Annotated in this window: 23 protein-coding genes; 10 read left to right on the top strand and 13 right to left on the bottom strand. The window is 67.2% G+C overall.

The annotated features are described in order from the left end of the window. Positions 1-182: 182 nt before the first annotated feature. On the bottom strand, positions 183-980 hold the full coding sequence (locus IU448_RS17730) for an ESX secretion-associated protein EspG (protein WP_195056725.1): 798 nt from the start codon (positions 978-980) through the stop codon (positions 183-185). Beyond that, the gene (locus tag IU448_RS17735) at positions 977-3,478 is read right to left on the bottom strand and encodes a hypothetical protein (protein ID WP_195056726.1); all 2,502 of its coding nucleotides are present in this window, start codon (positions 3,476-3,478) and stop codon (positions 977-979) included. The genes IU448_RS17730 and IU448_RS17735 overlap by 4 nt, the downstream gene beginning before the upstream one ends. A 301-nt stretch (positions 3,479-3,779) precedes the next feature. Between IU448_RS17735 and IU448_RS17740 the strand changes: the two genes are divergently transcribed. From IU448_RS17740 to IU448_RS17750, 3 genes are read left to right on the top strand one after another with little or no spacing between them, the layout of a single operon-like run. Beyond that, positions 3,780-4,874, top strand: coding sequence for an ABC transporter substrate-binding protein (locus tag IU448_RS17740; protein WP_195056727.1), 1,095 nt, complete (start codon positions 3,780-3,782; stop codon positions 4,872-4,874). Beyond that, entirely contained in the window at positions 4,871-5,701 is an 831-nt protein-coding gene (locus IU448_RS17745) for an ABC transporter ATP-binding protein (RefSeq protein WP_195056728.1), read from the top strand. Before IU448_RS17740 ends, IU448_RS17745 begins: the two co-directional genes overlap by 4 nt. Further along, entirely contained in the window at positions 5,694-6,569 is an 876-nt protein-coding gene (locus tag IU448_RS17750; RefSeq protein WP_195056729.1) for an ABC transporter permease, read from the top strand. The genes IU448_RS17745 and IU448_RS17750 overlap by 8 nt, the downstream gene beginning before the upstream one ends. A gap of 8 nt (positions 6,570-6,577) precedes the next feature. On the opposite strand, the gene IU448_RS17755 is transcribed toward IU448_RS17750, so the two are convergent. From IU448_RS17755 to IU448_RS17775, 5 genes are all read right to left on the bottom strand, one after another. Further along, a complete protein-coding gene (locus IU448_RS17755) occupies positions 6,578-6,934 on the bottom strand; it encodes a GntR family transcriptional regulator (RefSeq protein WP_195056924.1) in 357 nt (118 codons plus the stop codon). 2 nt (positions 6,935-6,936) lie between these two features. Continuing rightward, positions 6,937-7,911: a hypothetical protein gene (locus tag IU448_RS17760; protein WP_195056730.1), complete on the bottom strand. Its 975-nt coding sequence runs from the start codon at positions 7,909-7,911 to the stop codon at positions 6,937-6,939. Between the two features lie 195 nt (positions 7,912-8,106). After that, positions 8,107-9,132: a ribosome small subunit-dependent GTPase A gene (gene rsgA, locus IU448_RS17765; protein ID WP_280456518.1), complete on the bottom strand. Its 1,026-nt coding sequence runs from the start codon at positions 9,130-9,132 to the stop codon at positions 8,107-8,109. Next, a complete protein-coding gene (gene aroA / locus IU448_RS17770; RefSeq protein WP_195056731.1) occupies positions 9,105-10,415 on the bottom strand; it encodes a 3-phosphoshikimate 1-carboxyvinyltransferase in 1,311 nt (436 codons plus the stop codon). The genes rsgA and aroA overlap by 28 nt, the downstream gene beginning before the upstream one ends. Positions 10,416-10,494: 79 nt before the next feature. Then, entirely contained in the window at positions 10,495-12,000 is a 1,506-nt protein-coding gene (locus IU448_RS17775; RefSeq protein ID WP_195056732.1) for an aldehyde dehydrogenase family protein, read from the bottom strand. A gap of 186 nt (positions 12,001-12,186) precedes the next feature. On the opposite strand from IU448_RS17775, the gene IU448_RS17780 reads away from it, so the two are divergent. After that, positions 12,187-13,038: an SOS response-associated peptidase gene (locus tag IU448_RS17780; RefSeq protein ID WP_195056733.1), complete on the top strand. Its 852-nt coding sequence runs from the start codon at positions 12,187-12,189 to the stop codon at positions 13,036-13,038. A gap of 50 nt (positions 13,039-13,088) precedes the next feature. Here the strand turns inward: IU448_RS17780 and IU448_RS17785 are convergent, their stop codons facing one another. The 3 genes from IU448_RS17785 to IU448_RS17795 all read right to left on the bottom strand — a co-directional run bounded on the left by IU448_RS17785 (position 13,089) and on the right by IU448_RS17795 (position 15,186). Next, on the bottom strand, positions 13,089-13,394 hold the full coding sequence (locus tag IU448_RS17785; RefSeq protein ID WP_195056734.1) for a hypothetical protein: 306 nt from the start codon (positions 13,392-13,394) through the stop codon (positions 13,089-13,091). A 218-nt stretch (positions 13,395-13,612) separates the two neighbouring features. Then, positions 13,613-14,305 carry a guanitoxin biosynthesis heme-dependent pre-guanitoxin N-hydroxylase GntA gene (gene gntA / locus IU448_RS17790; RefSeq protein WP_228813314.1) on the bottom strand — a complete coding sequence of 231 codons (693 nt, stop codon included), beginning with the start codon at positions 14,303-14,305 and terminating at the stop codon, positions 13,613-13,615. Between the two features lie 389 nt (positions 14,306-14,694). After that, positions 14,695-15,186, bottom strand: a complete 492-nt coding sequence (locus IU448_RS17795; RefSeq protein WP_195056736.1) for an aminoacyl-tRNA deacylase — start codon at positions 15,184-15,186, stop codon at positions 14,695-14,697. A gap of 239 nt (positions 15,187-15,425) precedes the next feature. Between IU448_RS17795 and IU448_RS17800 the strand changes: the two genes are divergently transcribed. Further along, on the top strand, positions 15,426-16,094 hold the full coding sequence (locus tag IU448_RS17800) for a sigma-70 family RNA polymerase sigma factor (protein ID WP_416383016.1): 669 nt from the start codon (positions 15,426-15,428) through the stop codon (positions 16,092-16,094). A gap of 20 nt (positions 16,095-16,114) precedes the next feature. Continuing rightward, positions 16,115-16,381 carry a mycothiol system anti-sigma-R factor gene (gene rsrA, locus IU448_RS17805; protein WP_195056927.1) on the top strand — a complete coding sequence of 89 codons (267 nt, stop codon included), beginning with the start codon at positions 16,115-16,117 and terminating at the stop codon, positions 16,379-16,381. 168 nt (positions 16,382-16,549) lie between these two features. On the opposite strand, the gene IU448_RS29760 is transcribed toward rsrA, so the two are convergent. Further along, positions 16,550-16,624 (bottom strand): 50S ribosomal protein bL37, encoded by a 75-nt coding sequence (locus IU448_RS29760; RefSeq protein ID WP_022597109.1) that lies wholly within the window; start codon positions 16,622-16,624, stop codon positions 16,550-16,552. 147 nt (positions 16,625-16,771) lie between these two features. Here IU448_RS29760 and IU448_RS17810 point away from each other — a divergent pair, with 147 nt between their 5' ends. The 3 genes from IU448_RS17810 to IU448_RS17820 all read left to right on the top strand — a co-directional run bounded on the left by IU448_RS17810 (position 16,772) and on the right by IU448_RS17820 (position 19,428). After that, positions 16,772-16,987, top strand: a complete 216-nt coding sequence (locus IU448_RS17810; RefSeq protein WP_195056737.1) for a biotin/lipoyl-binding carrier protein — start codon at positions 16,772-16,774, stop codon at positions 16,985-16,987. 214 nt (positions 16,988-17,201) lie between these two features. Further along, positions 17,202-17,930 carry a TetR/AcrR family transcriptional regulator gene (locus tag IU448_RS17815; protein WP_324188629.1) on the top strand — a complete coding sequence of 243 codons (729 nt, stop codon included), beginning with the start codon at positions 17,202-17,204 and terminating at the stop codon, positions 17,928-17,930. Then, on the top strand, positions 17,914-19,428 hold the full coding sequence (locus IU448_RS17820; RefSeq protein ID WP_195056739.1) for a sensor histidine kinase: 1,515 nt from the start codon (positions 17,914-17,916) through the stop codon (positions 19,426-19,428). The genes IU448_RS17815 and IU448_RS17820 overlap by 17 nt, the downstream gene beginning before the upstream one ends. A 224-nt stretch (positions 19,429-19,652) precedes the next feature. Here IU448_RS17820 and IU448_RS17825 read toward each other — a convergent pair whose 3' ends face one another. Continuing rightward, the gene (locus tag IU448_RS17825) at positions 19,653-19,907 is read right to left on the bottom strand and encodes a WhiB family transcriptional regulator (RefSeq protein WP_033243220.1); all 255 of its coding nucleotides are present in this window, start codon (positions 19,905-19,907) and stop codon (positions 19,653-19,655) included. A gap of 251 nt (positions 19,908-20,158) precedes the next feature. After that, positions 20,159-21,106, bottom strand: a complete 948-nt coding sequence (locus IU448_RS17830; RefSeq protein WP_195056740.1) for a diacylglycerol/lipid kinase family protein — start codon at positions 21,104-21,106, stop codon at positions 20,159-20,161. Between the two features lie 106 nt (positions 21,107-21,212). Between IU448_RS17830 and IU448_RS17835 the strand changes: the two genes are divergently transcribed. After that, a complete protein-coding gene (locus IU448_RS17835; RefSeq protein WP_280457328.1) occupies positions 21,213-21,629 on the top strand; it encodes a hypothetical protein in 417 nt (138 codons plus the stop codon). Positions 21,630-21,654: the final 25 nt, after the last annotated feature.

Here is a 21,654-nt window from a genome sequence, read left to right on the forward strand (position 1 = left end):
GATGCCTCGTCGTGCGTCCTGGTGGCGCTGCATCGATGCGCGCGCATCGTATCCGGAATCGATGCCCGCTGTTCGCTCTTCGCAAGAAGAACCGCCGGGGCCACCGAAACATCGTGACCTCTATGTTTTCCAGTGCGGAGCGGGTTCGCCCGCCCGTCCGGCCCGTCCGGCCCGTGGCGAGTTCACTCCTCGTGTTCGAGGTTGCGGTCCAGCCGCAGCAGTACTTCCGAGATCTGCTCCTGGGCCCATTCGACCATCCCCTTGGTCCCCATCCCGGTTGCCACGGGCGCCTCGGCGGAAAGCGAAGTGACATAACGTCCGTCACCGGGAAGGTCGCGCCAGCGCAGACCCATGTCGACCCGTCCGCGCGGGCCGAACATCGACCGGCCCTGGAAAACCCGCACCAACCCGGTCGCGGTGGCGGGCGTATTCAAGTAGGTCTCGCTGCGGTACGCCTCGTCGTCCTCGGGTTCGTCGTCGTCGCTGATCAGTGGAACGAACGGCCGCGCGTCCGGTTGCGTCTCGGGATCGATCAGAGCGATCTGGCGCATACGGCCCGCATCGGCGGCGGGGAGCAGCTCGAGAACGGTTTCGGCGAGGGCATGTGGGTCACAGGTGAACACATCGAAACCGCCGCTGTGCCAGACTGTTTCGCCGGGTCGCTGGGTGACGACGAAACCTCGGGCCCGCTGCCGTACGGCGTGGACCCGGGTCCAACCTTGCGGTTTCTCCGGCTCCTGTTCCTCCCATGCCTGCGCGACGACGGTGACGTCCGGTCGAGTGAGGGCATCGGCCAGCACGGCCAACTCCGCGTCGTCGCGGGCGTGCAATTCGCGCAGTGTTCTCGCCCGCTCCGCCCGGTAATCCGCGGCCAGCCAGGTGCGGCTGGTGAAAGTGAACGGCACCGGCAGTTCGGTGCAGCCGTGTTCCTCGCACAGCAGCACGAATTCGAGGTCGGTGAGTGCCCAGGACGGATTCACTGCTCGATCACCGGCCGTACCTTCGCCGGGGATTCGTCGAAGACCTCGTCCAAGTTCTCCCGCGATACGAGGAATTCGGCCGGTGCGTGACCGTTGCTCTGCCCGGGGGCGCCGGAGGACCCCGCGCCTGCGGCCGGAGCACCCATCATCGGCATACCCGGCGTACCACCCGTCGGCCCGGGCGCGGCCGAGATACCCGAGTACCCGGCGAGCTCCAGCCCCGGTGCGGCAAGCGATGCGCGGGGGAACGGGCTCGGTTTCGTACCCGGGTAAGGAGCCAGCGGCTCGGTTTCGGGCACCGGCGCACCCGGGCCGCCACTGAGCCCGCCACCGATCCCGCCGCCGAGGCCGGCCGCCGGTTCGAGAGATCTCGCGGGATCCAGCAGTTGTGCCACATGCTGCTGCAGGGCGCTCGGATCGAGCAGGTGCTGCAGCTGGTCCAGCCCGGGGAGCGAGCCGCCGGCCTGGGTGAATGCCTGAATTCCCTGGGTGAGCATATTCGTGAGCCGGTCCAGGATGTTGTGCTGCTGCCCCGGCACCGAACCGCTGCCCGTCGTTTCCGGCGTCCCGCCGAGCAACGTGGCTATCGCCGATTCCGGATCGGCCTTCCCTTCGGGATCGCCTGCCGGTGTGATGTCCGCACCGAAGGCGCCGAACAGGCTCTCGACAGCGCCGTACGGTGAATCCTGCTCGTACAGCGATTCGAGCGGAGTGTCGTGCAGTTCCGATGGCATCTGATCGACGGGGATACCGGTGATCTTCGATAACGCATCGGCGAGAGTGGGGGGTTTGCCGTCCTTACCGGTAATCGGAATATTCTTCAGTGCGTCGGGCAGCAATGACCGGGGGATCCCGGTGAGCTTGGCCAGGATATCGGCCGCCGTGGGGTTCTTCGGCATGGTGGAGCCGGGCACCGGGATGCTTTCGCCGGGCGCGTTCTGCCCGGGCGCGTCCGCGGCCGGGACCGAGGGGACGACCGGTGTGGTGGTACCGCCGGTTCCGTCGGAGCCACCGGTGGATCCGGGACCGGGGGCCGTTTGGCCGGAGCCGTATTCGGCTCGGTCATAGCTCGGTACTTCGGGGGCCCGGCCGCTGCCCCCGGACTGGCCGCCTTCGCCGTGTCCCTGACCTTCGCCTTGTCCCTGGCCCTGACCTTCGCCGTGTCCCTGGCCTTGTCCCTGGCCGTGGCCTTGTCCCTGGCCGCTGCCCGAGCTGTCGCCCTGGCCGCTGCCCGAGCCGCCGTTGTGCCCCTCGCCCGGACCACCGCCCTGTCCGTTCTGGCCGCCCTCGCTCCGGCCGTCCTCGAAGCCCTGGTCGTAGCCCTCGTCGTAGCCTTTCTCGTACGCCTTGTCCTCGGGGCTCTGATTGCCGGGGCCGCCGCCGTTGTTGCCGCCGCCGCTGTTGTTGTTCTGGTTGTTGTGGTTCTGGTTGTTGTCATCGTTCGCGGGCGGCGGCCCGGGCTCGGCGATCGGTCCCTCGATCACCGGCATCTCCCGCAGGGAGTTGCGCATCCCCTCGGCGTAGTGTTTCTCCCACTCCTCGCGGTACCGCTGCAGCACCGCCTGCTCGACCGAAGCACTGTCGAAGGTGAAGTCTTCCCCCGGCATCGACATCCAGGTGCGGTTCAGCCATTCGGCGCTGTAGTGCATGTTCTCGCTCATCGAGTACATGGAATTCCACAGCGGGGCGATCGAATCCACGTAGTTCCGGGTCGCCGTACGCGCTCGGTCCGCGGCGTGGCCGAGCCATTTGTCCTGGATTCCTTCGATGGCGGATTCGAACCTTTCCAGTTCGGCCTTGGTATGCGATGCCAGCTGCCACCAGCGGCGTGAGATGGCCGCCAGCACGAATATGCCCCAGGGCATCTTGTCCGCGAGGTCGCGGAAATGCCGGAAGCCGAGGGCGGAACTGTTCTCGAGCTGGACCGCATCCGGGGATATCGACTCCTGTCGGCCGATATAGTTCTGCAGTTCACCGGGCACACCGGCCGCCGGGGTGTACCGATAGTCGTCCTGGGTTCCCGGCCGGCCCGCATCTCGCCACTCGCCGTCGGGGTAGTCGAGGTCGTCGTAGCGGGTTTCGCCCGTGAACAGGGACGGAATCTCCGCCGACGGTTCGACGGGTACCGAGAACTCGGCGAGTTTGTCGAGTTCGGCCGAGTTCTGCTCTTCGGTCCGGCGGTAGTAGAGCCCGGCCTGCACGAACGCGTTCGCCATCTCGGTTCCGATATTGGCGTGGTCCTGCAGCACGGTGGACAGCCGGTCGGCACGCTTGTTGTAGATCTCGGCGAGCTTTTGCCCCGAGGTCAGGACGCCCCCGGTGACGTTGCTCAGTTCGTCCATGTAGAAATCGTCGATAGCCGCTCGCATCGCCAGCATCTGATCGACCATCCGGCGGGCGGCCTCCGCGCCGGTCACCGCGGCGGCGGGATCGAAATACAGGAGGTCTTGGGAGGCGTCGTGTTTCAATCCGGCCCAGGTGCCCGGCTGTTGAACCATCGGAAAAGACCTTCCCTTCGCAACCCGGACCGGTACGGCGTGATCGCGGGTATCTCGCGACGAGCGCGCCGGACACTCCTTCCGACTACAGCCCATGAGATTGAACCGGCCATGGCGCACAGGGAAATTCGGCGTTATCGCCGTATTTCCGTGCGCCGCCGCCGTGACAGTGACGGCCGGGCCCCGGATGGCTGTCACCCGCGGTCACCGGGTTGGACTCGTGCTGACGTAAACGGTTCAGAGTTCGTATCCAGCACCGCACCATGACAGGCAGCCGAATCACTTCTTAAGGAATGAAGCCATGTCAGGACGCCTGAAACCACGAGTGCACCGACGGCTACCCGTATCGGCGGTATCCGCGCTGGTTGCCGTCGTGCTGCTGATGCTGTGCGCCTGCGGTGCCGGTGGTGAGGCGGCCAGGACCGCCGACGGTAAGACCATCCTGCGGTATCAGGGCTGGTCGGGGAAAGTGGGATTCCACGAACTCGCCGCGGATCTCGGCTATTACGAGAGCGTGCAGCTGGAATGGGTGGGGGACACCACCAGCGGTCCGCAGGACATCCAGTCCGTCGCCACGGGGCAGATCGAGTTCGGTTCCGCGTTCAACGGCGCGGTCGTGAAACTCCATACCGCCGGTGCGCCGATCACCTCGATCCTCAGCTCCTACGGTGCGGACGCCGCCGAGTACACCGGTTATTACGTACTTCAGGACAGTCCGATCCGGTCGGCGCGCGACCTCATCGGCAAGAAGGTCGGGATGAACACGCTCGGCGCCCATCACGAATTCCTCACCCGGGAATGGCTCGCACAGCAGGGGCTCACGCCCGCGGAGATCGACACCGTCCAGCTGACCGTAGTGCCGCCGGTGAACACCGAACAGGCATTACGTGAAGGCCAGATCGATGTGGCGACTCTCAACAGCGTCTACCGGGAAACCGCGCTCGAACGCGGCGGTCTGCGCGCGTTGTTCACCGACCGTGACCTGTTCGGTGCCTTCAGCTACGGGACCTACGCCATGCGCGACGATTTCATCGCCGCGAACCCGGCGGCCGTGCGCGATTTCGTGCAGGGTACGGCCCGCGCAATCCGCTGGACGCAGACGCGGCCGCAGGAGGAAGTGATCGCCCGCTTCGCCGATATCATCCACCGCCGAGGACGTGCGGAAAGCGCGGAGTCCGTGCACTTCTGGCGCAGCTCCGGTATTCCGGCGGCGGGCGGGGTCATAGCGGAACGCGAATTGCAGGTCTGGATCGACTGGCTGGTGCGCAACGGTGAACTCGACGACGGCGCGCCTGCCGCAGCGGACCTCTACACCAACGAGTACAACCCCTACGCCAACGGCACCTACCCCGCCGATGGCGGCCCCGACGGACAAGCATTGGCCGGTGCGAAATGAGCAGTACACCCAAACTCCGCCTGACTGGGGTGAGCAAGGCATTCCCGGTCCGGGGCCGTAAGGCCGAGCTGACCGCGGTGCGAGACATCACCCTCGACCTGGCCGCCGGTGAGTTCCTGGTCCTCGTCGGCCCGAGTGGCTGCGGTAAATCCACCCTGCTCGATCTGCTCGGTGGGCTGAGTGCGCCCACCTCGGGGCAGATCCTGCTCGACGGAAAGCCGATCACCGGACCCGGTCTCGATCGCGGAATCGTCTTCCAGCAGTACGTATTACTGCCGTGGCGAACGGCGCGCCGCAATATCGAGTTCGGGCTGGAAGCCAAAGGGGTACCGCGTACCGAACGCCGGGAGCGTGCCGAACACTATCTCGAGCTGGTCGGGCTCGCCGGGTTCGCCGACCGGTATCCGCACGAACTGTCCGGGGGAATGAAGCAGCGGGTCGCGATCGCCCGCAGCCTCGCCTACGACCCCGAAGTCCTGTTGATGGACGAACCGTTCGCCGCGCTCGACGCGCAGACCCGGGAATCGCTGCAGGACGAGCTGCTGCGCATCTGGGAACGCACCGGTAAGACGATCCTGTTCATCACCCACGGTATCGACGAGGCCATCTATCTGGGGCAGCGAGTCGCCGTGCTCACCTCCCGGCCCGGGCGGGTGAAAACGGTGGTCGATATCGAGATCGACCGCACGGCCGACGATATCCGCTCCGGCGCGCAGTTCCGGGAGCTGCGCCATCGGATCTGGTCCCTGCTCCACGACGAGGTCGAACGCGCTCGCTCCCTCGAACTCGCCGATATCTCTACCACGGAAGAGGTTGCGCATGTCTAGCGCACTGGCCCCCGGCACTCTCGACAGCCCAGCGTCCACCGAATCCGAACGCGTCGATTCCCGGCCCGGCACGGTCGCGGCCGCCACACCGCAATGGGGGCAGCGCACGGCCGCCGTCGCGTGGCGGGTGGTGAAACCCGCGGTGGCGATCCTGGCGTTCCTCGCGGTGTGGGAGATCGCGCCCCGCGCGGGACTGGTGGACAAGGTGTTCCTGCCGCCGTTCACCGAGGTCGCGCAGACCTTCTTCGAGCTGATCGGGAACGGTCAGCTGTGGGAGCATATTTCGACGAGCCTGACCCGGGCGCTCACCGGGTTCGTGATCGCGGTCGCGATCGCGGTACCGCTGGGGGTCGCGATCGCCTGGTTCCGGCCGGTGGCCGATTTCCTCAACCCGATCCTGGAGTTGTTCCGCAATACCGCGGCGCTGGCGTTGCTGCCGGTATTCGTCCTCGTCCTCGGGATCGGTGAGACATCCAAGGTCGCGCTGGTGATCTACGCCTGCGCCTTCCCGGTGCTGCTGAATACCATTTCCGGGGTGCGCACAGTGGATGCGCTGCTCGTCAAATCGGCTCGCTCACTCGGGTTCTCCCAGTTTGCGATCGTGTACAAGGTGGTGCTGCCCGCCGCGGTCCCGACCGTCTTCACCGGGCTGCGGATGGCCGCGGCTTCCTCGATCCTGGTGTTGATCGCGGCGGAAATGGTTGGTGCGAAGGCCGGGCTGGGATATTTGATCACCGCGGCCCAGCTCAACTTCCAGATCCCCGATATGTATGCCGGAATCATCGCCATCGCCCTGGTCGGGCTGGCCTTCAACGCGGTTCTCGTATTCATCGAACGCCGTCTGTCGCGCTGGCGCGTGGCTCTTTAGAGAAGGCATCAGCGGGTGGCTGCGGTGCGGACCAGTTCGATGAGTTCGTTCTCGTCCAGGCCGATCTTGCGGGCGGCGGCGACGAGCTGTCCGGCGAGGTCGACGACGGCGGCCCGGCCCGCCGGGGTGCCGGTGCGGATCGTCGCGCCCCGGCCCCGGCGTAGTTCGATCAGCCCTTCGTCCCGGAGCCGCTGATATCCGGCGAGCACCGTGTGGATGCTCACGTCCAGTGACGCGGCCAGATCGCGGGCGCCGGGCAGCCGGTCGCCCGCGCCGGCTTCGCCGTCGGCGATGGCTCGCCGCACGCAGGCCGCGATCTGGTCGGCCAGGGGTTCCGGGCGCGCCGGATCGACACGGATCAGCACTGTCACGCGGCCTTCTGCACAACACCCGCCAGCACCCCGGCACCGGTTTGGGCGTCGTCCACCGTGACGGCGAACTGCCGGCCCGACCGACGGGTCACCACGATGCCCGGACCGCCGCGCAGCACTACGGCGGTGGCGCCCGGCGTCAGCCGGATCCCGTATCCGCCGTAGTGGGCGGGCGAAATATCGGCGGCGGCGACCTCGGTGATCTCGGCGGGCGCCAATCGCCACCGCGGCCAGCCCAGCAGACCGGTTCCCACGGTGAGCCCGCGCTGATCGACAACCACCCGCACCAGCGCAAGTTGCCCCACCAGCACTCCGGCGAGGACCGCGAGCACGCCCACACCGGGGTGTACGACGAATCCGACCGCCACGCCGAGCGCTACCGACGCCCCGCCGGCCAGCAGCATCCACGGCGAGGTCGCCCGCCGCGACCAGCTCACTCGTTCCGTCCGTCCGATGGGAAGGGGTTCGGCGGGTGCGGGTCCGCCCTCGGCCACCGGGCTCGGCGGCGCGATCAGCCAGCCCACCGCCGCGGACAGCAACGCGATCACCGCAGCCACCGGGAACATCCAGCCGGGCAGGGTGGCCTGTGCGGGGTCCGCCAGGCCGAGGTTGGCGCGGGTACTCGCGAACAGAATGACCCCGAGCAACGCGCCGACGCCCCAGGCACTGGCGACGAACAAACGGTTCGGGTCGAGGGTCGTATCCGGCCGGCGCGCCGGTGCACCCTTCCGGTTGGCGGCCACCACCAACACGGCGAACAGCGCACCGAGGCCGACGGCCAGCGCGGCGGCGATACCCATGGTGGCGACCCGTCCGGTGAAACCGTCCGCGCCGCTGGCGGAGAAGTGGGTGGCCAGCGGGTCGGGAAGGTTATCGGCCGCGGTGGCCAGCAGGACGAGGTTGGGCACTGCGAAGAGGATGGGCGCAAGCCCGGCCAGTATGCCGAGCCGAAGTGAGCTGGGGTTAGTCACGGCAACTCCTTTGTTATGGTTGAATCATAACAAAGGGATCAGGGTGTCGCGATTCGGAGCGGACCTGTCGGTGGGGACGGCGCACACGAGCCCATGGCATACGACGAAGAACTGGCGGAGCGGATTCGGAACGTGGTGGGCGCCGCGGCCGAAACGCCGACCTTTCCTACGAGAAGCGTTGCCCGCGGGCGGCGTTCACCAGGAGTCGTTCGAATTCAACGCCACCAGCAATCGGCGGATCGCGGCCACCCTGCGCGCCTTGTCCGGAAGTTCGTCGAGGGCGCATTCCGGATCGGCCGGCGGCCCGAGATGGGTACATCCGCGCGGGCAGTCCTCGATCGCCGCGGCCAGATCGGCGAAGGCGGCCAGCACATCGTCGGGAGTGATATGGGCGAGACCGAACGAGCGCACACCCGGGGTATCGATCACCCAGCCGCCGTCCGGTAGCGCCAGCGCAACCGACTGCGTGGATGTGTGCTTGCCTTTCCCGACCCCGGAAACCTCGCCCACCGCCCGGGCGGCATCCGGGACCAGCCGGTTCACCAGCGTGGATTTCCCGACTCCCGAATGTCCCAGGAAACAGGTGAGGCGGCCGGTGAGCAATTCCAGGGTGGACTCCAGCGGATCGTCGACTCCGGCGTAGACGATGGTCAGGTCGAGATCGTCGAAATCACCGGCGAACCGTGAATCCGCGGCCAGATCGTGTTTGGTCAGGCACAGCACCGGGGTGAGGCCACCGGCGTAGGCCGCGACCATCGCGCGTTCCACGAAACCGGTCCGCGGGGGCGGATCGGCAAGCGCGACCACGATGAACAACTGTTCGGCATTACCCACCACCACCCGCTCGAACGGGTCGGTATCGTCGGCCGTCCGCCGTAATACGGTGCGCCGCTCGGCGACCCGCACGATACGCGCGAGGGTGTCCGGCCGGCCGGAGAGATCGCCGACCACATCCACCTCGTCGCCCACCACGATCGGTGTGCGGCCCAGTTCGCGGGCGCGCATCGCCACCAGCGGCCGCGCCGGATCGCCGTCCAGGACACAACCCCAGCGCCCCCGGTCCACCGACACCACCATCGCCGGTTGCGCGTCGCGATGCTGCGGGCGGGTCTTGGTACGCGGCCGCGAACTGCGCCCCGGACGCACCCGCACATCGGATTCGTCGTAGGAGGCGCTGCTGCGGCCGCGGCGGCTCAGCGGGCCGCTCCCGGTGCGGCCGATTCCGGGTCGAGCATGGACTCCCACAGGCTGACGAAATCGGGCAGGGTCTTGGCGGTGGTGCCGATATCCTCGATTTCCACGCCGGGTACGGCGAGGCCGAGAATCGCGCCCGCCGTGGCCATCCGGTGATCGGCATAGGAATGCCAGCGACCGCCGTGCAGCGGGGCCGGGGTGATCGCCAGACCGTCCTCGGTCTCGGTGACCCGGCCGCCGAGCCGGTTGATCTCGGTGGACAGGGCAGCGAGCCGATCGGTCTCGTGCCCGCGCAGATGCGCGACACCGCGCAGGCGCGATTCGGAATCGGCCAGCGCGGCCAGCGCGGCGACGGTGGGGGTCAACTCGCCCACATCGTGCAGGTCGATATCGATACCGGCGAGCCGGTCGGGGCCGGTCACGGTGAGGGCGCCGTCGGAGAAACCGGCTTCGGCGCCCATACGCACCAGGATCTCCCGGATCACATCGCCGGCCTGGGTGGTCAGGCGCGGCCAGTGCGGAATGCTCACCTGCCCGCCGGTGATCGCCGCGGCCGCCAGGAACGGGGTGGCGTTGGACAGATCGGGTTCCACTTTCCAATCGACCGCGCGGATCTCGCCGGGCGTCACCGTCCAGACCTGTTCGGCGCGGCTGTCGGCAGGCGCCTCGACCGTCACATCGGCGCGGCGCAGCATCTCCACCGTCATCTCGATATGCGGCATGGAGGGCAGGGCGCCGCCGGAATGCCGGACGGTCACGCCTTCGTCGAAACGGGCGGCCGAGAGCAGCAGGCCGGAAACGAACTGCGAGGAACCGGAGGCATCGATCGTGACGGTGCCCCCGCGCAGCGCACCGTTACCGCGCACGGTGAACGGCAGGGCGTCACCTTCGATGGCCGCACCGAGCCCGCGCAGGGCGTCGAGGATGGTGCGCAGCGGCCGGACGCGGGCGGCGATATCGCCGTCGAAGGAACTGTCCCCGGTCGCCAGCGTGGCCACCGGCGGCACGAATCGCATCACCGTGCCCGCCAGCCCGCAATCGACCCGGCCGCCGCGGAGCGGGCCGGGAGTGACGGCAAGGGTATCGGCATCGCCGATGATCTGGGTGCCGAGCGCACGGAGGGCGTCGATCATCAGCCCGGTATCGCGACTGCGTAGCGCTCCGGTGATGGTGGACGGACCGTCCGCGAGCGCGGCCAGGACCAGCGCTCTGTTCGTGATCGATTTGGATCCGGGCAGGGTTACGGTCGCTCGCACGGGGGCGGCGACATGGGGCGCTGGCCAGAAACTCACTGCACTATCTTGGCGCATGGGATCGACATGCGTGCCGGTGGTGCTCCCGAGTGTGTCGCCGAGCACCACCGGCCGCCTGTTCAGCTGTGCCGGATTATCACTTGTTGCGGCCGTGCAGCAGCGGCACCATCCGGCGCAGCATCTTCATATTCGCTTGGGTGCGGCGGTAGCTCATCAGCGCCATACCCGGGATCGCGAAGCGCTGGACCGCGATCGAATGCGGCCGGACGAACTCGCGCAGACCGGGTTCGCCGTGAATGCGGCCGATACCGGAATCGGCGCTGCCGCCGAAGGGCAGGCCGGGGATGGCGGCGAAACCGAGGACCGAGTTCACCGAGGTCGCACCCACTTTCAGGCGGCGGGCGATCGCGAGGCCGTTACTCTTCGAATACACGGCCGAGGCCAGGCCGAAGGTGGTGTTGTTGGCCAGTTCGATCGCCTGGTCGATGTTGTCGAACGTGGTGACCGTGACGGTCGGTCCGAAGGTTTCCTCCTTGACCGCGGCGGAGTTCTCGTCCACGTCGACCAGTACGACCGGTTCGATGAACGGGCCCTTCACCGATTCCGGGCCGCCCAGCAGCGCCTTGCCGCCGCTGGCCAGCGCCGCCTCGATATGCCGCTTGACGATATCGATCTGGCTCGGCATCGTCATCGGGCCATAGGCGGCGCCGGCTTCGGAACCGGGCTTGACGTCTTTCAGGATGCGGGTGAGTTCGGCGAGGAACTGGTCCTTCACCGATTTATCCACATAGACGCGTTCCACGCCCGCGCAGGTCTGGCCGCTGTTGGAGGTGGCGCCCCAGGCCACGGCGTCGGCGGCGGCCGACACATCGGCGTCCGCGGCGACGATCACCGGATCTTTACCGCCGCATTCCAGCAGCACCGGGGTGAGGTTCTCAGCGGCCGAGGCCATGATCTTGCGGCCGGTGGCGGCCGAACCGGTGAACGCGACCTTGTCCACGCCCGATTTCACCAGCGCGGCGCCGGTGGCTCCGAAACCGTTGATCGCGATGAACACACCCTCGGGCAGTTCCGGGTTGGCCTCGGAGAAGGCTTCGGCCAGGAAGTTGCCGATACCCGTGGAGAATTCGGACGGCTTGAACACCACAGTGTTGCCGGCCGCGAGGGCGTAGGCGATGGAACCGTTCGGGGTGTACACCGGGTAGTTCCACGGGCCGATCACACCGATGACGCCCAACGGCCGGTATTCGATCCGGGCGGCGAAGTTCGCCATCATCGCGCCCGAAGGGACTTTCTGCGGGGACAACTTCTTCTTGGCGTTCTTGGCTGCCCAGGAGATGTGCTCGAGCGCCAGCATGAGTTCCAGGAAGGCGTCGTCGGCCGGTTTCCCGTTCTCGGCGTGGATGAGGGCGCAGAACTCGTCGGATTTGGCGACCAGCCGGCTCGACCAGCGCAGCAGCGCCTTTTTGCGGCCGTCGAATCCGAGGTCGTTCCAGACGCCGGTGGCGGCGCGGGCCTTGGCGACGGCGTCGGCTACCGCCGCCTCGTCCGCGATCGGATAGGTGGCCAGCGTCGCGCCGGTGGCCGGATCGACCGAGGTCAGCACCGATTCTTTCTCGGCGGCTTTTTCTGTGGTTGTCACAGGTTCTCCTCTGCGGGAAGTAGGGCGGTAGCTGCGCGCGCGGACGGTGCAGCCTGTGACCGCCACGTCCCCGTTGAGAGAATGCTAAGACATAACTCTCAACACGTCACCCAGTACTAGCCCCCATTGTCGTCCTCCGGGTCACAATTGTCTCGATCTGTCGGTATTCGGTGCGACCATCGGAATATGTGCGGACGTTATGCGACGACGACGAATCCCGGGCGCCTCGCCGCGGAGTTGGACGCCATCGACGAAACGGGGCCTTCGCCGGATATCCGAGCGGGTGGCCCCGGTGAAGCGGACGCGGCCGGATCCGGTGCCGATCCCGACCGCAGGCAGTGGGCGAACTACAACGTCGCCCCCACCACGCAAATCCTCACCGTGGTCGACCGGCACGATCACGACGACCGCGGCGACGAGGTACACCGCCGGATCCGCCGCATGCGCTGGGGCCTGATCCCGCACTGGACCAAAGCCGCCGAACCGGGCGTACCCGTGAAGGGGAAACCACTGTTCAACGCCCGCGCCGACAAGGCGGCAAACCTGCCGTCGTTCCGGGACGCGGTGAAATACCGGCGCTGTCTGGTCCCGATGGACGGCTGGTACGAATGGCTGGTCGAACCCGATCCGGCCGGCCCGGGGCGCGGGAAGAAACCGAAGATGATCAAACATCCGTACTTCATGTCGCGGGCCGACGATTCCCGGCTCTATATGGCCGGTCTGTGGTCGGTGTGGCGCGATCGCTCCCTCGACGACCCCCGGCCGTTGCTGTCGTGCACCATCCTCACCACCGACGCGATCGGGGACCTCACCCGTATCCACGACCGCATGCCCCTGCCCATGCCGCAGGAGCACTGGGAAGCCTGGCTCGACCCCGACCACCCGGCGCCCGCCGAACTGCTCGAACCTCCCAGCCGAGAACTGGTCGCGCAGATCACGGCGCGACCGGTGACCCCCTTGGTGAACAGTGTGAAGAACAACGGCCCGGAACTACTGGCCCCGGCCGACGGTCCGGCCGAACAACCGACCTTGTTGTGAAATCCGGATGCTTCCGGGGCGGACGGACCGCCCCGGAAGCATCACGGTGGTCAGCTGCCCAGCGGGCACTTCACCGCCGGGGTCGCGATACTCAATCCGCATTTGAGCAGATCGGCGCTGAGATCGATGGTTTCGGTAAGAATTCCGCCACCCGCCTTTTCCGCACGTTCGGCCGGTCCGTTCTCCACTTCGCCGTCGCCGGTGGCGCCCTCCTCGCCGCCGAGTGGATACTCGCCCGGCGCCGCATACGCGGCCGGTGCCGCGAGCGAGGTCGTCAGCAGAGCGGGGGCGACGGTCAGCGCCGCAGCCGCGGATACGGCGACGAACACGGTGCGCAGGGGTTTGCGCGGGGACATATCGCATCACATCCTCGGGTCGGTCCAACTCCTCGCCCACAAGTAACGCATACGATGCGGTGCTACCAGCGCATTCACGCCCGGTGCAACTGGCGAGTTGCGCTGTTCCGGAGTGAGCGGCCGCGTCGGGGTTTGCGGGTGCGCCGGGCGGCCACGATTGCCGGGCCGCCGGTTGCGCGCCGCGCTTCCCCGGAGCCGGATGGACCCGGCCCTGCGGATCAGTTCCCCGGAAGACCGGCCAGTTGGCGTTCCTGCGTCCCGGGGCGGGCGGTGAACGGACAATGCCAGTCAGCGGGTTTGGGGCGGCCGGAGTAGCGGCGCGCTTCGGAGAGCTGTTCGTACTCCAGCAGGTTGGGGTTGATATCGCCCTGCAGCGTGATGTCCTGTTTGCGGATCTTCTCGGCCAGCCGCTCCCACATACCGGCCGCCTTGATCAACCCGAACTGTTCATGGGAGTTGAACGCCAGCATCGGAAACGGGGGTCGGCGGCCGAACCGCCGATGGGTCTCGTGTAGTCCGATGACGAAGAACGGGTGGCCCGCCACGCTGAACCCGAACTCGCCGGACTGGGGATCCGACGAGTACCCGGGCGCCCACCCGTACGTGTCCGCTTCCGCCTCGTGCAGCAGTTGCAGGTGTTGCCACAGCAACTCTTCGAACCGCAACTCGTCCACCCCGCGCGGTTGTTCGAAGGTTGCGATGAAACTGGTGAACTTGCGCGGATTCCAGTCCGCGGCGCCGACGTACTCGGCAAGATCGAGTGCCATCAACCGGGCCGAATCCTCGCCGCCCATCACGTCGTAGTGGCGGTGGGTGATACCGCCGCGGCGCCAGGCGGAGCGGCCCGCCAGACAGGCGAACCGGTCTCCCAGGAGGAAGTTTCCCAGCTCAGCTCGCGCGTCCGTCGTCAATACCGGTGTTCCTTTCAACCACATGTCTTCGTTCGAACCGCAGGGCGGCGACTCACCTGGTTGAATGCACCCGCCTCGACCGCACTGCGGTGCCGATACTCTCAGCCGATCGGCACAGCGCGCGAATCGGGGGAAACGAGCGGACCGGCAGCCCCGCAGCGGTCGCCCTGCTACGGGCCCGCAAACGGTGTCAGGGGCATGTCGCGGATCACAACGCCGATCGGCCGGGCGCTGCTGCGGGTGATCGACCCGCCTCGCGGCCCGGCTCCGTCGGCCTGCTGCGTCGCGAGGGAGAACGGATCATCCTCCCCTGTGCTCGGCCGGTGGTGCCGGGCCGCGCCTGCGGCGTATTCGCTCGGGTATCGGCGATGCCGCCCGGCCGCGAACGTTCAGGCGGTGACCGGTGCGGTGACCGCGCCGGCCAGGCGGATCAGATCGGCGGGAGCGACCTCGATCTCGAGGCCGCGCTTACCTGCGCTGCAGAAAACGGTCTCCCAGTCCAGTGCCGAGATGTCGACCACGGTCGGGTGACGGCGGCGCTGCCCCAACGGTGAGATCCCCCCGAGTACATAGCCGGTGGCCCGCTCGGCTGCGGCGCGGTCGGCCATGGTCGCCTTGGCGACGTTCAAGGCGGCGGCCGCCGCCTTCAAGGACAAGCTGTCGGGAACCGGCAACACCGCAACCGCCAACGCCCCGGTGGACAGTTCCAGCACCAACGTCTTGAAGATCTGCCGTGGCCGGACCCCGAGCCGCGCGGCCAGAATCTCGACCGCTTCGGTGCCGTAGGAGTCGCTGCGTGGGTTGTGATCGTAACTGTGCACGGTATGACCGGCCCCGTCCGCGAGCAGTACGCGGATCGCCGGTGTGGCGCCTGCTGCCATGGACAGCCACCTTATCCGGGAACACATCGCGGCCGGTACCGGTTGTACGCGGCAGATACCGGCACCGGGCGGGCCGTCCGGCCACCGGTGCCCAACCCCGTAAGAGCGAAGGAGCGACGGTGCCCGTTCTTGTCGAACAACGCCCGATCACCGCGGTTCCGGCCCCGGCGCGCACGCGGTTGTTCTCCGACTTCACACTCCCGGTAGATTTGGCTGGTGAACCGATCGAAGGGACACGTGTGACGAGCGAGGACGACGTGGCGACCACAACCGGCGCCGACGAGCGGCCTGCCGAACAGCCGGAAACCGGCGCCGAACTGGACCGGCGGTTCGAGCGGGACGCGCTACCCATGCTGGATCAGCTCTACGGTGCCGCGCTGCGGATGACGCGTAACCCCGCCGACGCCGAAGACCTGGTCCAGGAGACCTATGTCAAGGCCTATGCCGGCTTCAAATCCTTCAAAGAGGGCACCAACCTGCGGGCCTGGCTGTATCGGATCCTCACCAATACCTACATCAACTCCTATCGGAAGAAACAGCGGCAGCCCGCGCAGTATCCAACGGACGAGATCACCGATTGGCAGTTGGCGGCCACCGCGGAACACAGTTCGACCGGTCTGCGCTCGGCGGAGGTCGAAGCTCTCGACGCCCTCCCGGACGACGACATCAAGGCGGCGCTCGTCCAATTGCCGGAGGAATTCCGGATGGCGGTGTACTACGCCGATGTCGAAGGATTTCCGTACAAGGAAATCGCCGACATCATGGGCACACCTATCGGTACGGTGATGTCCCGGCTGCACCGCGGCCGGAAACAGCTGAAGGGTCTGCTCGGCGATGTGGCGCGCGAACGCGGGTTCAACCGCACGGCAGAGTCCGCCACCGAGGTGCGCCAGGAGGTCAAGCAGTGAGCACCGAGCACGATTCCGATATGGAGCTCGACTGCACGGCGGTACTGGCCGATGTCTGGTTGATGCTCGACGGTGAGTGCGACGACCGCACCCGCGAACGGCTGCAGCACCATATGGACAACTGCGCCCCCTGCATCGAGGCCTACGGTATCGAGGAGAAGATCAAAAGCCTGCTCAGCCGCAAATGCGGTGGCGACAAGGCCCCGGATTCGCTCCGGGAACGCCTGCTGGTGGAGATCCGCAGTCGCTCGGTGACGATCACTACCGAGGAAACCCCCGCCGAATAGAGCCGACCGGTCGGCCCGGTGCCGGACAATCCGTGCCGGCGTCCGTCGGCCGGGACGCGGTTGCCTCACGATCCGTCGCATATCGCCGGTACCGGAACACCGCCGACGAGAACAACCCGCACTCCTCCGGGAGTGCGGGTTGTCTGTTTCCGGGCCTGTGCCGGCGGCTCAGGCGTTGGGACGTTTGCCGTGGTTGGCGGCGTTGCCCTTACGGCTGCGCTTCTTGCGGCCACGCTTACCCATGGGTAGCTCCCTCCTGGGGACGTTTCCCGCGACTGCGGGGAGTAGATATTGATCCCGGCCATTGTTTCACGTGTGATTGGCTGTACCGACGGCGGTACATCGGGCGGCGGAACCCGGTGCCGGAACGAAGCTGACGAACGAGGTGTCATGGCCGAAGAAGTGCGGGCGGAAATGGTCTCCACGGTGCTCACCGTCGAGGTGGCGGTGGGCGACCAGGTCGCCACGGACCAGACCCTGGTGTTGCTGGAATCGATGAAGATGGAGATCCCGGTGCTCGCCGAGGCCGGCGGTTCGATCGCCTCCATCGCCGTCGAACCCGGCCAGGTGCTCCAAGCCGGCGACCTGATCGCTGTGATCGACTGATTTCCGCCGTCGTCGCGGCATATCGGCCCCGGGTGGTTTCATCGCCGGGTTCGCCACCGGGTGAGGAATCGCGGCACCGGATACTGCCGCCGGGCGCCCGGTGCCGCGGCTATGCGGGACTGTGTGCCTCGGTAGCGCTCGGCGACCGCGACCCAGCGCATAAATGCGTACACGAAAGTTTACGGGCACGCAGTGTTTGTGCCAGTCTGTTCGCGTGGCAACAGAACCGGCGGGGTTGCGGGAACGGAAGAAACAGGCGACCCGGGTGGCCCTGCGCGAGGCGGCTCTCCGGCTGGCGCTCGAGCACGGCCCCGAAAAGGTACGCGTCGAGGATATCGCCGATGCGGCAGGCGTTTCGCCACGCACCTACAACAACTACTTCTCCAGCCGGGAAGAGGCGATTGTCGCCGCAGTCACTGCCGAACGGGAAAACCGGGTCGCTGCGGCCGTGCGGGCGCAACCGGCGGAGGTCGGTGTTGCCGACGCCGTGGTGGAGGCGATCATCGGCCAGTACACCGAACCGGGCGAACGCGGGCGAGCCGGCCTGCTGCTGATCACGGCCCGCCCGGCGCTGCGCGCGGCATTTCTCGGCACCACCACCGCAATCGAACAACCGCTCGCCGAGGCGATAGCCGCTCGTCTCGGCGAAACGGGCGGATCGACGGCCCAGGTGCTGGCGGCAAGCGTGACCGCTGCTGTCCGAGTCGGTCTCGATCGGTGGTTGCAACCCGCCGCCGGTCCGTCGGCCGGGACCGGATTGGTCATCCCGTCCGGGCCGCTCGCCGAGATCCTCCGCGCTGCACTGGCCCCCTTGGAACCCGCCCTGGATGCGGCCGAGCGGTGCCACGTGCGGTGCGGGAGGCATCGAGGGAGTGCATCGGCGGGGGCCGGAACTTCGCCCGCGGCGGGCACGCCAGAATTGGCTCATGTCCACACTGAGTGATCTGCTGGCCGAACACACCGATCTCCCCGGGGTGGCGGTGGATCATCTGCAGCGGGTGGTCGGCGATTGGCAGTTGCTGGCCGATCTGTCCTTCGCCGATCTGCTGCTGTGGGTCGGGGCCGGGCCGGTCCAGGAGGGCGCCGATATCGTGTGCGTCGCGCAGTGCCGGCCCACCACCGCGCCCACCGTCCACCTGGCGGACCTGGTGGGATCGACTGCCCGGCCGGCGGACCATTCGCAGGTTTTCGACGCACTGATCAGCGGGGAGATCGTGCGCACGGACGCCGAGGGGGAGGCAACGGGGGTGTATCACCCGTACCCGGTGCAGGCGATCCGGGAGGCGATACCGGTGCGTTGCGGTGACGATGTGATCGCGGTGCTGAGCCGCGATACCGACCGGCAGCGTTCCCGGGTGCGCAGCAGCCTGGAGATCGCCTATGTCGCGTGCGCCGATGATCTGTGCCAGATGATGGCCGACGGCACCTTCCCGACCACCGAGGACCGGGCCGCCACCCATTCCAGTCCGCGGGCCGGGGACGGGTTCATCCGGCTCGATACCGAGGGCATCGTCACCTACGCCAGCCCGAACGCCCTGTCGGCATATCACCGGATGGGTTTGCAGGCCGATCTGGCGGGGCAGGATCTGGCCGCTACCACGCGATCGCTGATCACCGACCCGTTCGACGCGCAAGAGGTGGTCGGCGATATCCAGGCCGCGCTCGCCGGGCGCACCGGGCGGCGGATGGAAGTGGAGGCGCGCGGGGCGACCGTGCTGTTGCGGACGCTGGTGCTGCGCCCGCACGGTGAACTGGCCGGGGCCGCGGTGCTGGTTCGTGATGTCACCGAGGTCAAGCGCCGGGACCGCGCACTGCTGAGCAAGGACGCCACCATCCGGGAAATCCATCACCGGGTGAAGAACAACCTGCAGACCGTGGCGGCGCTGCTGCGGTTGCAGGCGCGCCGCACCGAGAACGAGGAAGCGCGGGGGGCGCTCACGGAATCGGTGCGGCGGGTCACCTCGATCGCCTCGGTGCACGAGATGCTTTCGATGTCGGTGGACGAGGAGGTCGATCTGGACGAGGTCGTGGATCGGTTGCTGCCGATCATGGCCGATGTCGCGACCGTGCACACCGCGCGCATCACCGTACGCCGGGCCGGTTCGCTGGGAGTTTTCTCGGCCGAACGCGCCACACCACTGGTGATGGTGCTGACCGAACTGGTCCAGAACGCCATCGAGCACGCCTTCGACGGCGGCCAGAACGGAACGGTGACCATTCGCGCGGAGCGTTCGGCCCGCTGGCTGGACGTGATCATCGGCGATGACGGACGCGGATTGCCGGCCGGGTTCAGCTTGGAGCAGTCGGACAGTCTGGGACTGCAGATCGTGCGCACGCTGGTGACCGCGGAACTGGGCGGATCGATCGGATTACATCCCGGTGCCGATATCGGGACGGATGCGGTACTGCGGGTGCCGCTGGGGCGGCGGGCGGCACGCTGAAACCCGACGGAAACTCGCCGGTTTCAATTATGCATACCGTGGAAGAGCTGTGGTCGGAAACACCGATTGTTTTTCGCGGGCGATTGTCCGGCAAATTGCGGATAAGTCTCGTTCGGTCGCCCCGGAAAAACTTCGGCCCGGCACCAGATTCACTGGTGCCGGGCAATCCACGACTCCCCGGACCCGGGCTGGAAAAGGTCCGGTAGTCGCTTCCCCGCGTTAACTCAGACAGCCGTACGAGTGCGGGTACGCGCATTGCGACGCTTGAGCGCGCGCCGCTCGTCTTCGCTCATACCGCCCCATACACCGGCGTCCTGTCCGGAACCCAGGGCCCAGGACAGGCATTCGGCGGTAACGGGGCAGCGGGCGCAGACCAGCTTGGCATCGGCAATCTGCGCGAGCGCAGGACCACTGTTGCCCACCGGGAAAAACAGTTCGGGGTCCTCATCGCGACAGATGGCCTTATGGCGCCAGTCCATTCCTTCTGCTCCTTTGTAGGGCGCCACAGGGCGCCGATCGGTTGCTGGATCGTTCACTTGTGCGAACTGAATGTTTCCGCACGGTTGCTTGTGAATGCTTTCACGAACACCGTAGATGTCAATAGGTATCCGACGCACCGTGGGGAAGCTCACGCACTGAAGGCCCCACTAGGAGACCTGCCGCAGTCCTTTTTACTCGCCTACGCCGGTTTCCGCAGCACAAACGGGATCTATTTCCCGGATGTGACACTTCATACCGGTCGCGGAGCGACCACGTCGAGGACGTCCGGCGCAGCGGTGAAATCCACCACGTCGCGCCTGCCGATGAAGTCGCCGTCGATTTGCAGGCCGATCGGCTCGGCACTCGATATGCGCACCGACGGGACGTCGTCGTCACGAAAAAGCTTCCGCGACTTCGGCTCGGAGTGTGGCGACAACAGTTGCGTCGCCAGCCGCAGTGTAGGCAGTAATGCCATGGTTCGCACGGCGAACACACCGAGACCCGATTCGAACCGGGTACCGGGATTGGTACATACCGGTGTCGCATTCAGATAGGTCCACGGACTGGTGTTGGTGACGAATGCGTAATGCACCCCCGAAACGGGCTCGTGGCCCGGAACATGCACGGTGACTTCCGGTTGCGCCTGTTTTGCGCGGAAGAACTGCGCCACAGTAGTGCGCACGTAGCGGGCCGGTGTGGCCGCGCGTCCTTTGGCCCGTGCCGAATCGATGGCGGCGCACACCTCCGCGTCGAGACCGACCCCGGCGCTGAAACAGAACCACCGGTCATCGGTGATACCGAGACCGATTCGGCGATCCCCGTCACCGGCCTTGAGAAGGTCGATCAATTGATTGGTCGCCGCCACCGGATCGGGCTTGATACCGAGTGCGCGGGCGAACACATTGGCCGAACCACCGGGGATGATGCCGAGCCGGGGCCGCCACGCCTGCCCGTCGTCGACCTGCGGCAGCGGTACGAAACCGTTGATCGTCTCGTTGACCGTGCCGTCGCCGCCGTGCACCACGATGAGATCCATCTCGTTGGTCGCCGCCCACTGCGCCAGTTCGGCGGCGTGACCGCGATGCTGGGTATGCGCGACCGTCAACTGCGTTCGGCTCTCCAGGGCGTGCGCGAGCAGGTCACGGGTCGCCGCCGTGGTAGAGGTCGCATTGGGGTTGACGATCAACAACGTCCGCATGGGGGTAATTCTGTCCCGCCCGCGGCAGATGGGGAGTACGCAGGGGCGGGGGAGCGGCCGAACATGCGCCCGCGGGCATCGGGAAAACACAACTTAAGCTGGCTGGGTGGTCGAGCGAAAAGACGTTGGTGTGCCCGGGACCGTGCGTGGCGCCGGTGGGCTGGTGGCGCTGGAAGGCGCCGTGGCGGTGACCGTGGCGGTGGTGCTCGTGGTGCGGGCGCTGCTGGGGCACGAAGAGGACGCGATCAGCGGTTACGGCACGGCCATGTGGTTCGGGATCCTCGGCGGCGCGGTGCTCGCATCGGGTATCGGCCTGCTGCTCGGGCAGCGCTGGGGGCGGGCGATCGCGGTGATAACCCAGCTGTTGCTGCTACCGGTGGTGTGGTCGTTGCTGTTCGGATCGGGACAACCGCTGTACGGGACCGTGCTCGGGGTGGTGGCGCTGGGCGCGCTGGGCCTGCTCTTCGCTCCGCCCACCTCGCGCTGGGCCGCCCAGGAGTACGGGAGCACGGGCGAGGAATGAGCGTGGCGGCCCGGATATCGCCGGG

The organism is Nocardia flavorosea (assembly GCF_015477805.1).
Taxonomy (GTDB): domain Bacteria; phylum Actinomycetota; class Actinomycetes; order Mycobacteriales; family Mycobacteriaceae; genus Nocardia; species Nocardia flavorosea_A.

Excerpts from the sequence above, each read along its gene's own strand:
- IU448_RS17735 (WP_195056726.1), bottom strand. The coding sequence starts at position 3,478 with ATGGTTCAACAGCCGGGCACCTGGGCCGGATTGAAACACGACGCCTCC.
- IU448_RS17740 (WP_195056727.1), top strand. The coding sequence starts at position 3,780 with ATGTCAGGACGCCTGAAACCACGAGTGCACCGACGGCTACCCGTATCG.
- IU448_RS17745 (WP_195056728.1), top strand. The coding sequence starts at position 4,871 with ATGAGCAGTACACCCAAACTCCGCCTGACTGGGGTGAGCAAGGCATTC.
- IU448_RS17750 (WP_195056729.1), top strand. The coding sequence starts at position 5,694 with ATGTCTAGCGCACTGGCCCCCGGCACTCTCGACAGCCCAGCGTCCACC.
- aroA (WP_195056731.1), bottom strand. The coding sequence starts at position 10,415 with ATGCGCCAAGATAGTGCAGTGAGTTTCTGGCCAGCGCCCCATGTCGCC.
- IU448_RS17780 (WP_195056733.1), top strand. The coding sequence starts at position 12,187 with ATGTGCGGACGTTATGCGACGACGACGAATCCCGGGCGCCTCGCCGCG.
- IU448_RS17785 (WP_195056734.1), bottom strand. The coding sequence starts at position 13,394 with ATGTCCCCGCGCAAACCCCTGCGCACCGTGTTCGTCGCCGTATCCGCG.
- IU448_RS17795 (WP_195056736.1), bottom strand. The coding sequence starts at position 15,186 with ATGGCAGCAGGCGCCACACCGGCGATCCGCGTACTGCTCGCGGACGGG.
- rsrA (WP_195056927.1), top strand. The coding sequence starts at position 16,115 with ATGGAGCTCGACTGCACGGCGGTACTGGCCGATGTCTGGTTGATGCTC.
- IU448_RS17810 (WP_195056737.1), top strand. The coding sequence starts at position 16,772 with ATGGCCGAAGAAGTGCGGGCGGAAATGGTCTCCACGGTGCTCACCGTC.
- IU448_RS17820 (WP_195056739.1), top strand. The coding sequence starts at position 17,914 with ATGTCCACACTGAGTGATCTGCTGGCCGAACACACCGATCTCCCCGGG.
- IU448_RS17825 (WP_033243220.1), bottom strand. The coding sequence starts at position 19,907 with ATGGACTGGCGCCATAAGGCCATCTGTCGCGATGAGGACCCCGAACTG.
- IU448_RS17830 (WP_195056740.1), bottom strand. The coding sequence starts at position 21,106 with ATGCGGACGTTGTTGATCGTCAACCCCAATGCGACCTCTACCACGGCG.